Below are 11,537 nucleotides of genomic sequence, written 5' to 3' on the forward strand. Positions count from 1 at the left end.
GAGGAGGACGCCGGTGGGCAGCGCGGACGGTACGCGGACAGGCGCCGGCCCTTCGGCGGACAGGTCGCCCGGCGGCGGCGCGGGCGCCGGCGCGCGGATGCCGCAACTGCGCCTGGACGAGCTGCTGGAGGAGCTCCAATGGCGGATCGACGCGGCGCGCGGCACCCGGGACCGGGTGCACAGCCTGCTGGAGGCGGTGCTGGCGGTCGGCCGCGAACTCGACCTCTCCCAGGCGCTGCACCGGATCGTGGCGGCCGCCGCCGACCTGGTCGACGCCCGGTACGCGGCGCTCGGCGTGATCGGCGCCGACGGCCACACCCTCTCGCAGTTCCTCACGGTCGGCCTGACGGAGCAGGAGATCGCGGCGATCGGCCCGCTGCCGGCCGGCCACGGGATCCTCGGCGAGCTGATCCGCCACCCGGAGCCGCTGCGCTGCCCGGTGCTCTCCGAGCACCCGGCCTCGGTCGGCTTCCCCGCCCACCACCCGCCGATGCACACCTTCCTCGGGGTACCGGTGCGGGTGCGCGGCGAGGTGTTCGGCAACCTGTACCTCACCGACAAGCGCGGCGGCGTGGACTTCGACGCCGACGACGAGGCGGTCATCTCCACCCTGGCGGTGGCCGCCGGGGTGGCCATCGACAACGCCCGGCTGTACGAGGAGGCGCAGCGCCAGCAGCGCTGGCTGCGGGCGAGCGCCGAGATCACCCGGAGCCTGCTGTCGGGCGCGCCCCGGCTCGCCGTGGTGGAGCTGATCGCGCGCCGGGCCCGGGAGATCGCCGGCGCGGAGCTGGCGGACGTCTCGGTCGCGCTGGCCGAGCCCGGCGAGCGGGCCGGCGAGCTCACCGTGGAGGTGGCGCTGGGCCGTGAGCCGGGCGCCCGCCTCGGGGTGACGGTCCCCGTCGACGGCACGCTCTCCGGCGCCGCGTACGCCTCCGGCTCGCCGGTGACCAGTGAGGGGCTGGCGGTCGACGCCCGGTTCGCGGCCGGGCCGCCCGGGCGCTTCGACGGCCTCGGCCCGGCGGTGGCGGTGCCGCTGGGCACGGGGCCCGGGTACGGCCGGGGCGTGCTGCTGCTGGCCCGGGAGTGCGGGCGGCCGCCGTTCACCGCCGAGGAGACCGGCCCGCTGCTGGGCTTCGCCGACCAGGCGGCGCTCGCCCTGGAGCTGGCCGAACGCCGCCGGGACGCCGAGCAGTTGACGCTGCTGGAGGACCGTGACCGGATCGCCCGGGACCTGCACGACCTGGCCATCCAGCGGCTCTTCGCCACCGGGATGACGCTGCAGAGCGCGGGCCGGCTGATCGAGAGCCCGGGCGCGGCCGACCGGGTCGGCCGCGCGGTCGCGGACCTGGACGAGACGATCAAGATCATCCGCTCGACGATCTTCGGACTGCGCGCCCACGGGGAACCCGACCGGAGCCTGCGGGCCCGCGCGACCCGGGCCGTCGGCGACGCGCAGACCACCCTGGGCTTCGCCCCGCGGCTCAGCATGGAGGGCCTGCTGGACACCGACGTCCCGCAGGAGCTGGCCGAGCACGTGCTGGCCGTCCTCGGCGAGTCGCTCAGCAACGCGGCCCGGCACGCCCGGGCGAGCCGGGTGGAGGTCGCGCTGCGGGCGCTCGGCGGGCGGGTGACGCTCACCGTCACGGACGACGGGGTGGGCGTACCGGCGGGCGGGCGGCGCAGCGGCCTGCGCAACCTGGCCGAGCGGGCGGAACGGGCCGGTGGGAGCTTCGCCCTGCGGGAGGCGGAGGGCGGCGGCACCCGGGTGGTCTGGGAGGCCCCGCTGGGGGTCTGACGGGTCGGTCCGTATACCGCCGGGCGGCGGGGCCTCAGCCCTCGGTGGTCAGCCGCCGGCCCACCACCAGCTCCGGACCGACCCGGATCAGCACCCGCCCCCGGTCCGTGTGCCGGTCCGGTGCGTCGCCCGGGGCCGGGGCCGGGGCCGGGCGCACCTCCGCACGGCCGAGGACGGTGACGCACCAGCCGGTGCCATCGGTGCCGTCCCACTCGTCGGCCTCGAAGGCGACCACCGCGCCGTCCACCGCCCGGGCCAGCTCGGAGCCGGCCCGGGCGGACAGCAGCACGCCGCCGGCCGCGTCCAGCCGGAAGGGCACCGGGAGCACGGCGGGCAGCGCGCCGACGGTGTAGACCACCCGGCCGACCGCCGCCCCGGCCAGCAGCTCCAGCGCCCTGGTCCGGTCGAGCTCCGGCGGGCCGGGCGGCCGCCGACCCTCCGGTTCCACCTGCACGGACGGCGCGGACGGCGCTTGAGGATCGGGGTTCATGCCAGCGATGGTCACCCGCCGGACCGGGCCCGGGCGAGGGCCGATGGTCCCGCCGCGGGTCCCACCTTCCCGAAGCGCGGGGCTATCCCCGCCCGCCGCCGAGGGTGCGCGGGTAGGCCGGCTGGGCGGCGGCGGACTGGCGCAGCTCGGTGGCGATCAGCGCGGCCTGGACGCGCCGCTCCACGCCGAGCTTGGCCAGCAGCCGGGAGACGTGGTTCTTCACCGTCTTCTCGGCGAGGTAGAGGCGCTCGCCGATCTGCCGGTTGGTCAGGCCCTCGCCGATCAGCGCCAGCACCTCCTGCTCGCGCCCCGTCAGCTCCGGCCCGGTGGCGGCGGGCGGCGGCGGGGCCGCGTCCTTGCGCAGCCGGTTGAGCAGCCGGGTGGCGGCGCCCGGGTCGAGCATCGACCGGCCGGAGGCGACCGTACGGACGGCGGTGACCAGGTCGGTGCCGCTGATCTGCTTCAGCACGTAGCCGGCCGCGCCCGCCATCACGGCGTCGAGGAGCGCCTCCTCGTCGTCGAAGGAGGTGAGCATCAGGCAGGCCAGGTCGGGCATCCGGGAGCGCAGTTCGCGGCAGACGGACACCCCGTCACCGTCGCCGAGGCGGACGTCCAGGACGGCGACGTCGGGGCGCAGGGCGGGGACGCGGACGAGGGCCTGCGCGGCGGTGGCGGCCTCGCCGACCACCTCCAGGTCGGGTTCGCCGTCCAGCAGGTCGTGGACGCCGCGGCGCACCACCTCGTGGTCGTCCAGCAGGAACACCCTGACCGGTGCCGGGGTGTCGGTACCGGCCGTCTCGCTCGCCATCTCGCGGCTCCACCTTCCTCGCGCCCGGCACACTGCCGCGGGCCCACCGCATCATCGCCGACCGGAGGGTGCCGGCCCAGGGCCCAACGACCCCATTCGGGCCGGCTGCCCCGAAGCGGCCCACCGACGGCACGGCCCACCCGGCGCCTCCCACCCGGCGCCTCCCGGCCGACGCGGGCCCGGCGCGGCGCCCGGTCAGGGCCGGTGGCGGCGGGCGTTGGCGAGACCGATCAGCAGGAACGCCGTCGAGACCGCCCCCGCGCCGGCTGCCGCTCCGCCCAGCCGGGAGGCGAACGGCCCGCCGACGGTGAGCAGCAGGGACAGCGCACCGAGCGCGGCGACGGCGAGCCCGACGAGCAGCCAGCCCGCCAGGATCCGGGCCGCCGGGCGCGGGCCGCGTGGCACGGGGCCGGCGTCGAGCATCGCCCAGCGCCGCCCGGACTCACGCTGCTCGCCCCGCCGGTGGCGGTACGCGCGGACCCGCAGGACCGCCCCGGCGACCAGGCCCGTCAGGGCGAACCCGGCGGCGGGCCGCCAGTCGGGGACGGCCGGCAGCACTCCCCCGGCGAGCGCGAGCCCCGCCCAGCAGACCACGCAGGCCGCGGCGGCGGTGCGGACGGACCGGGGGCGGTCCTCGCCCGCCCGGAGGTCGGCGACGGCGGGCAGGTACCAGACGCAGCCGGCCGCGGTGAGCGCGGCGGTACCGAGGGCCAGAACGGGGTGGGACATACCGGGTGCTCCTCGACCGGGCGGGCCTCCCCCGGGTCGCCGGGGGCCGCTCCGAAGCGGGTGGAAGGGAAGGGGTGGGACCGGCCCCGCCCGCCCGGGGGCAGCGGAACGGGCGGGACCGGCGTTCGGGGCGGCGCGGGCGGCGGCGGGCGCGGGCCGTCAGCAGGCGCGGGCCGTCAGCAGGCGCGGGCCGTCAGCAGGCCGTCAGCAGGCCGTCACCGGTCCGGCGACCGGTCCGGTGGCCCGTCGCCGCGCCGCACCGCCCGGCGGGCCCGCGGGGCGGGGACGTCGTACCGGGCCGGGGTGACGCCGGCCAGGTGCTTGGCCGGTTCGCCGTTGTTCTCCACGAAGTCCAGCGCCGCGATCCCGGGGTGGTGCAGGTCGAACGCCGGGGACTCCGAGCGGATCCGGGGCAGGGTGGCGAAGTTGTGCCGCGGCGGCGGGCAGGAGGTGGCCCACTCCAGCGAGCGTCCGTAGCCCCACGGGTCGTCGGTGGTGACGCGCTCGCCGTACTTGGCGGTCTTCCAGACGTTGTAGAGGAACGGCAGGATCGACAGGCCGAGCAGGAACGAGCCGAGGGTGGACACGGTGTTGAGGAGGGTGAAGCCGTCCGAGGCCAGGTAGTCGGCATAGCGGCGCGGCATGCCCTCGGCGCCCAGCCAGTGCTGCACCAGGAAGGTGCTGTGGAAGCCGATGGTGAGGGTCCAGAAGCTGATCCGCCCGAGCCGCTCGTCCAGCATCTTCCCCGTCATCTTCGGCCACCAGAAGTGGAAGCCGGCCATCATGGCGTAGACGACCGTGCCGAACAGCGTGTAATGGAAGTGGGCGACGACGAAGTACGAGTCGGAGACGTGGAAGTCGATCGGCGGCGCCGCCAGCAGCACCCCGGTCAGCCCGCCGAACAGGAAGGTGACCAGGAACCCGACCGTCCAGAGCATCGGCGTCTCGAAGCTCAGCGAGCCCTTCCACATGGTGCCGACCCAGTTGAAGAACTTCACCCCGGTCGGCACCGCGATCAGGAAGGTCATGAAGGAGAAGAACGGCAGCAGCACCTGGCCGGTGACGTACATGTGGTGCGCCCAGACCGTCACCGAGAGGCCCGCGATCGCCACGGTGGCGGCGATCAGACCCGCGTAGCCGAACATCGGCTTGCGGGAGAAGACCGGGATGACCTCGGAGACGATCCCGAAGAACGGCAGCGCCAGGATGTACACCTCGGGGTGGCCGAAGAACCAGAACAGGTGCTGCCAGAGCATCGCACCGCCGTTGGCCGGGTCGAAGACGTGCGAGCCGAACTTGCGGTCGCACTCCAGCGCCAGCAGCGCGGCTGCCAGCACCGGGAAGACCATCAGCACCAGGACGGAGGTGAGCAGAACGTTCCAGCAGAAGATGGACATCCGGAACATGGTCAGGCCCGGGGCGCGCATGCAGATGATGGTGGTGATGAAGTTGACCGCGCCCAGGATGCTGCCGAAGCCGGACAGCGTGACGCCCATGATCCACATGTCGGCGCCGACGCCCGGCGAGTGGATCGCGTCCGAGAGCGGCGCGTAGAGGAACCAGCCGAAGTCGGCCGCGCCCTGCGGGGTCGCGAAGCCGGCGGCGGCGATCAGCGAGCCGAACATGAACAGCCAGTAGGCCAGCATGTTCAACCGGGGGAACGCGACGTCCGGCGCGCCGATCTGCAGCGGCATGATCCAGTTGGCGAAGCCGGTGAACAGCGGCATCGCGAACAGCAGCAGCATCACCGAACCGTGCATGGTGAAGGCCTGGTTGAACTGTTCGTTGGAGAGGATCTGCGTCCCCGGCCGGGCGAGTTCGGCCCGCATCACCAGCGCCAGGACGCCGCCGATCAGGAAGAACCCGAACGCCGACACCAGGTACATCGAGCCGATCGTCTTGTGGTCGGTGGTCGTCAGCAGCCTGACCAGGGCCGAGCCGGGCCGGCGGGCCCGCACTCCGGCCGGCCGGGCGGCCGACGGCGGCGACGGCGGCGGCGCGCTGTCGCCCGGTGCCTCGATGGCGCTCAAGGACGCACTCCTTCGAAGTTCTGCGAATGGATGGTGATCCATGATCAGAACTCGACGGCCCGGCACCCCAGGGCCGTTGGGCCCGGCGGTCCCGGGTCGGTGGGCCTCCGTCCCGGGCCGGGGCCAGGGACCTCCGACGGGCGTCCGGCGCTCGCCGGCTCCCGCCGGGACCCGGGCCCGGGCATCCCGCCGGGGCCCGGACCAGGACGCACCGAAGCGCCGGTGCGGGCCGGAAGCCGGACAGGCCGAAGCGCCGGTGCGCCGCCGCGGGGCCCGGGGGCCACCGCGACACCGCACCGGCGGCGGACCGGCGCTACCGGCCGGCGGCCCCGGCCGGGGTCAGCCGGTAGCCCGTCACCAGCTCCGGCCGGATGGCCACGATGTGGTCCGTACCGGCGTCCACCCAGGGCGTCAGCAGCGCCCGGTACCGGGCCAGCAGGACCGGGTCGGTGACCGGGCGGGCGTAGCCGGTGACGACCACGCTCCAGCCGCGCCTGGTCCGCGGGTCGATGGCGTCGGCCTCGTAGGCGACCACCACGCCCGCCGCGTCGGCCCCGAGCGTGGCCGCGCCCAGCGCCGCCGCGTCGTCCGTCCGGATCACCACGGTGTCGTCGACCAGCAGGTGGTTGACCGGGCGGACGGCGGGCAGCGCCCGCAGCGTGAAGACGATCCGCCCGAACGGCGCGCTGCCGAGCAGCCGCAGCGCCTCGGCCCGGTCGATCGGCACCAGCCGGCGCGGCGGGGCCCCGGTGTGCGGCGGCCGACCGCCGCCGGCCGGCTGCCCCGCGAGGCGGCGCAGCGTCCGCAGCCGGTGGCGGACGGCCCCGGCTCTCACGAGGTGGCCGCGATCAGGCCGAGCAGGCCGTCGAAGCGCCGGTAGAGCACCCGGCCGCGCCGCGTCCCGGGCTGGGCGAAGAACAGGAACGGCAGGTCGGCGGCGCAGAGCCGGTCGACGGCTCCGGCCTCCGTCAGTTCGGGTGCACCGACCGGGCTGAGGGTGAACGGGACGGCCGGGCGGGTGGGCGGCCCGGCGGCGCCGGTGCGCGCGAGCCGGTAGCCGGTGGGGCCGGTCCGGTAGACGACGGCGTCGGTCTCGGTGGCCGGGTCGGTGAACAGGTGGATGTCGAAGTCCATCGCGTCCATGGTCCGGGCCGCCGCGTCGGGCGAGCACCACACCAGGTGGGCCTCCTTGCGCCGCGCGATGTGGCGCGGGCCGGCCGAGGACGCCGTCAGGGCGGGCCGGACGCCGGCGCGCGGCAACCCGGTGCACGGGTGCGCGGCGAAGGGCGCCGCCACGGCGGCCACCGGCGCCCGGCCGGCGCGCGACGGCCCGCCCTGCGCGGGAACGGCGGAGAGCAGACCGGCCCCGGCCGCCCGGCGCGGCCACGGCAGCGGCGTCCAGCCGGTGGTGACGGCCGTGATCCGGGCGCGCAGCCCGTCGGCCAGCCGGTCCAGGGCGGTGGCCCGGTCGGCGGCGGCCTCCTGGACGCGGATCCGCCGCCCGTCCACCTCGGCGTTCACCTGCGCCAGCACGGCCCGCGCGCCGACCGGCCGGATCCGTACCCGGACCGCCTCGACCAGCGCGTCCGCCCCGCCCACCACCGCGGCGATCCGGGCCCTGGCGTCGATCGCGACCCCTCGCGCGAGCCCCTCGTCCACCTGTATCGCGACCAACTCGCCCACCTCAGGCCTCTCCTGTCCCGTCACGAAGTCCGCCGTCCCGTCACGTCTGCCCACCGGTACGCCCCGCACACCCGTCAGGCGCTCACGATCCCGCCAGCGGTCGGAGCCGGAAAGGGCCGAAGGGCCCGTTCGCGCGCGCCGGCCGGGCCCGGGCCGCACCCGCGCGGGCCCCCCGGGGCCCGGGTCGTGCGCACCCCACCCGGCGGGCGGGCCGCCCGGCCCGGATCATGCGGGCGGAGCGCCACAAAGATGGGGGGCCGTCCCCCATGCCCCGGCGGCCGGGGCAGGGCAAGGATCAGCACGAGGGCGGCGGCTTCGACGGCGACGCGGCCCTCTCGCGGCATCGGAGGTGCGGTGGTGGCAGAGGTGGACGCCGTGCGCAGAGCGCACCCCGACGGGGGCGGCGTACCGGTTCAGGGCCCGGTCGCACCGGCGTCCGCCAAGGCCGCCACGACGCCGCACCCTCCGATGCCCGGCGACCCGCCGGCCCGGCTCCACGCAGCTGCCCCGGCCCCGCCGCACGCCACGGCGCCCCGGGTCCGGCGCACCCGGGCGGACCGGGCCGTCTGGTGGGAGCGGGCGCTGACCCCCGGTCTGCCCCGGCCGCCGGCCCGCCCCGACTGGGCCGCGTTCACCGAGGCCGCCGTCGCCGCCGCCCCTGTGCGGCCGATCGTGCCGCGCGCCGCCTACCCGGGGCTGACCGGCTTCGCCCTGGTCCTGGCGCCGTTCGCCGAGCGCGCCCTCGTCCGGCTGCCGGCCGTGCTCGACCCCGCCGCCCACCGCCCCGGCCGGCCCGGGCGGCTGGACGTCCCCGCCCTGCGGGCCGGCTTCACCGCCCGCCTCGCCCGGCGCCTCGCCCGGATCGCCGCCCGCACCCTGGTCCTCGAACTGCACACCGCGCGGACCGGCGGGCGGCTCGCGGGCACCACCCCGCAGGAACGGTTCCGCTCCTTCCTCGCCCTGACCGCGCGCCGCGACGGTCTCGCCGGGCTGCTCCGCGGGTACCCCGTCCTGGCCCGGCTGCTCGCGCAGACCTGCCTGGACGCCGCCGACGCGCACGCCGAACTGCTCACCCGCTTCGTCGCCGACCGGCCGCTGCTGGTCGCCGGCCTGCTGCACGGCACCGACCCCGGGGCGCTGGTGGCCGTCGACTCCGAGGCCGGCGACCGCCACCGGCGCGGCCGCGCCGTCAGCGTGCTGCACTTCGCCAACGGCTCCGCCGTCGTCCACCGCCCCCGCCCGCCCGCCGCCCACCGGCACTTCAACGCCCTGCTCGGCTGGTTCAACGCGCAGCCCGGCGTGCCCCGGCTGCGCGCGCTCGGGCTGCTGGACCGGGGCGACTACGGCTGGACGGAGTACGCCGAGGCCCACCCCTGCCGCACCGGCTACGAGGTCGAGCGGTTCTACCGGCGCCAGGGCGCGCTGCTGGCACTGCTGCACGCCCTGGACGGCACCGACCTGCACTATGAGAACCTCGTCGCGGCCGGGGACCAGCCCGTCCTGGTGGACGTCGAGACACTGTTCCACCCGCCGGCCCGGGCCTGCCCGGCACCGGACCCGGCGGCCCGGGCCCTGGAGGAGTCGGTCCAGCGGGTCGGCCTGCTGCCGCAGTTGCTGCTCGGCGACGAGGGCGCCGTGGACGTCTCCGGCATCGGCGGCGGCCGACGGTCCACCTCCCCGGTGGAGGGCGTGGACTGGACGGGCGCCGGCACCGACGAGATGCGGCTGGTCCGGCGCGCCCGCCCGCTCGCCGAGGCCCGCAACCGGCCCCGGCTGGACGGCGCGCCCGCCGACCCGGCCGAGTACACCGACGCCCTGGTGACCGGCTTCCGGGCCGGCTACACCGCCATCACCGGCGGGCGCCACCAACTCGTCGGCGCCCACGGCCTGCTGCGCTCCTTCGCCGAGGACGAAGTCCGGGTGGTGCCCCGCGCCACCCGGGTGTACGCACGGCTGCTGGACGAGTCGACCCACCCGGACGTGCTGCGCGACGCCGCCGCCCGGGGCGCCGTCCTGGAACTGCTGCGCACCGACGCCGTCGCCGACCCCGGCCGCCCGGAACTCGCCGACCACGAGCTCGCCGACCTCCGCTCCGGCGACGTCCCGCTGTTCACCACCCGCCCCGGCAGCCGCGACCTGTGGACCTCCACCGGCCGCCGGCTCCCCGGCGAACTCGCCGAGACCGGGCTGGCCCGCGTCGAGGCCAAGCTGGCGGCCCTCGGCGAGGTCGACCGCAAGGACCAGGAGTGGATCGTCCGGGCCGCGATGGCCGGCGCCGCCCCGACCCCCGCGCACCGGCCCGGCCGGCCGGCGCCGGAGAACGTCTGGGCCACCGCGCCCGAGCCCGAGCAACTCCTCGCCGCCGCCCGGGGCGTGGGCGACCAGCTGGTCGCGGCCGCCTACCAGGGGCGGTCCCGCACCAACTGGCTCGGCCTGGAGCTGCTCGCCGACCGCTACTGGCGGGTCCGGCCGCTCGGCGCCGACCTGGCCGGCGGGTACACCGGCACCGCGCTGTTCCTCGCCCAACTGGCCGCCCTCACCGGCTCCGACCGCTACGCCGAGGTGGCCCGCCGGACCCTCGCACCCGTTCCCGGCCTGCTCGACACCCTCGGCGCGCACCCCGACCGGCCGGCCGCCGTCGGCTCGGGCGGCTTCGCCGGGCTCGGCGGCATCGCCTACGCGCTCACCGAGATCGGCCGCACCCTGGACGACCCGCTGATCCGGCAGTGGACCGGCCCGGCGGTCGCGCTCACCGCGGCCGCCGCCGCCCGCGAGACGGACCCCGGTGTGCACAGCGGCACCGCCGGCGGCCTGGCCGCGCTGCTCGCCGTGCACACCGCCACCGGCCGGCCCGGGGCGCTGGCCGCCGCGACGGACTGCGCCGACCGGCTCGCCGCCCTGCCGGTGCCCGCCGCCGCCGGCTTCGCCCACGGCTCGGCGGGCACCGGCTGGGCGCTGCTGCGGTACGCGGACACCGTCGGCGAACCCGCCGACGGACCGCACCACCGGGCGGGCCTGGCGGCCCTGCACGCCGCCACGGCCGCGCGCGCCCGGGAGTCCTCCTGGTGCCGAGGGCGCCCCGGGATCGCCCTCGCGGTGGCCGACAGCCCGTCCGCCCGCGCGGACCGGCGGCTCGCCGAGTGGGCCCAGCGCGCCGTCCGCAACACCGCGCGGGCCGCGCCGACGGCCGATCAGAGCCTGTGCCACGGCGAGTCGGGCGTACTGGAGCTGCTCGGCCGAGGCGGCCCGGCCACCGGGCGGACGCCGTGGGTGCGCCGGGCGGCCTCGCTGCTGGCCGGCGTCGACCAGGACGGCCCGCGCTGCGGCACCCCCGGGTCCGTCCCGCACCCGGGCCTGCTCACCGGCCTGGCCGGGATCGGCCACGGGCTGCTCCGGCTGGGCTTCCCCGAGCGGGTGCCGCCCGCCCTGCTGCTGCGCCCCCGCCCCCCGGCCGAAAGGCCGGCCCCCTGACCGCACGCCGTGTACCGTCCACGACGACCGAAGCGGCGCGGCGGGCGAGCACCGCTCGCCCGGGCCGAACCCGGCCGCACGCGCTCCACCGACGAACGGGAGTACCGCACCGCATGAACGACACCGACCTGGCACAGACCTGGAACCAGCCGGACGCCCGGCCCGAGGAAGCGGTGGACCATCCCGCCGGGGACATCCGGCTGCGGGCCGGCGGCGGGCTGGGCCTGCGCTCGCAGCTCCTGTCCGCCGCCGGCGGCTCCGTCTCCCCGGCCTTCGAGTTCCCCACCATGACCGTCCCGATCTGACCGGACCGATCCGAGCGGCCGGGGGCACCGGGCACCGCCCGTGACACCCCGACAGCGATCGCCACGTCCCGGCCGTGAACGGCCCGGCGAACGGGCCGCACGCCACCGACGCCGGACCGTGCGCCCCTGAGGGCGCGGCCGGCCGCCACCGGGGACCGGGCAGCGCCCCGGTGGCGGACCGGAGCGGGGTCTCGCCGATGTGGCCGTACGGTGACCGGCCCGTGCC

Annotated in this window: 9 protein-coding genes; 3 read left to right on the plus strand and 6 right to left on the minus strand. The window is 77.4% G+C overall.

Annotated features, from left to right (window positions below; translation table 11 throughout):
- The first annotated feature begins 97 nt into the window (after window positions 1-97).
- Window positions 98-1,795, plus strand: a complete 1,698-nt coding sequence (locus tag ACIF6L_RS20660) for a GAF domain-containing protein (RefSeq protein ID WP_396486446.1) — start codon at window positions 98-100, stop codon at window positions 1,793-1,795.
- A 34-nt stretch (window positions 1,796-1,829) separates the two neighbouring features.
- Here the strand turns inward: ACIF6L_RS20660 and ACIF6L_RS20665 are convergent, their stop codons facing one another.
- From ACIF6L_RS20665 to ACIF6L_RS20690, 6 genes are all read right to left on the minus strand, one after another.
- The gene (locus ACIF6L_RS20665; RefSeq protein WP_396486447.1) at window positions 1,830-2,285 is read right to left on the minus strand and encodes a pyridoxamine 5'-phosphate oxidase family protein; all 456 of its coding nucleotides are present in this window, start codon (window positions 2,283-2,285) and stop codon (window positions 1,830-1,832) included.
- 82 nt (window positions 2,286-2,367) lie between these two features.
- The gene (locus tag ACIF6L_RS20670) at window positions 2,368-3,093 is read right to left on the minus strand and encodes a response regulator (RefSeq protein WP_396486448.1); all 726 of its coding nucleotides are present in this window, start codon (window positions 3,091-3,093) and stop codon (window positions 2,368-2,370) included.
- Between the two features lie 195 nt (window positions 3,094-3,288).
- A complete protein-coding gene (locus ACIF6L_RS20675; protein ID WP_396486449.1) occupies window positions 3,289-3,822 on the minus strand; it encodes a hypothetical protein in 534 nt (177 codons plus the stop codon).
- 215 nt (window positions 3,823-4,037) lie between these two features.
- The gene (ctaD, locus tag ACIF6L_RS20680; protein WP_396486740.1) at window positions 4,038-5,708 is read right to left on the minus strand and encodes a cytochrome c oxidase subunit I; all 1,671 of its coding nucleotides are present in this window, start codon (window positions 5,706-5,708) and stop codon (window positions 4,038-4,040) included.
- A gap of 457 nt (window positions 5,709-6,165) precedes the next feature.
- Window positions 6,166-6,651: a pyridoxamine 5'-phosphate oxidase family protein gene (locus ACIF6L_RS20685; protein WP_396486741.1), complete on the minus strand. Its 486-nt coding sequence runs from the start codon at window positions 6,649-6,651 to the stop codon at window positions 6,166-6,168.
- A 32-nt stretch (window positions 6,652-6,683) separates the two neighbouring features.
- On the minus strand, window positions 6,684-7,535 hold the full coding sequence (locus tag ACIF6L_RS20690; RefSeq protein ID WP_396486450.1) for a sigma 54 modulation/S30EA ribosomal C-terminal domain-containing protein: 852 nt from the start codon (window positions 7,533-7,535) through the stop codon (window positions 6,684-6,686).
- Window positions 7,536-7,892: 357 nt separating this feature from the next.
- Here ACIF6L_RS20690 and ACIF6L_RS20695 point away from each other — a divergent pair, with 357 nt between their 5' ends.
- Both ACIF6L_RS20695 and ACIF6L_RS20700 read left to right on the plus strand, forming a co-directional pair.
- Window positions 7,893-11,006, plus strand: a complete 3,114-nt coding sequence (locus ACIF6L_RS20695) for a type 2 lanthipeptide synthetase LanM family protein (protein WP_396486451.1) — start codon at window positions 7,893-7,895, stop codon at window positions 11,004-11,006.
- A 113-nt stretch (window positions 11,007-11,119) separates the two neighbouring features.
- Window positions 11,120-11,311 (plus strand): hypothetical protein, encoded by a 192-nt coding sequence (locus ACIF6L_RS20700; protein ID WP_359807438.1) that lies wholly within the window; start codon window positions 11,120-11,122, stop codon window positions 11,309-11,311.
- Window positions 11,312-11,537 lie beyond the last annotated feature (226 nt).

Origin of the sequence: Kitasatospora sp. NPDC086009 (assembly GCF_044540385.1) — a bacterium.
Taxonomy (GTDB): Bacteria; Actinomycetota; Actinomycetes; order Streptomycetales; family Streptomycetaceae; genus Kitasatospora.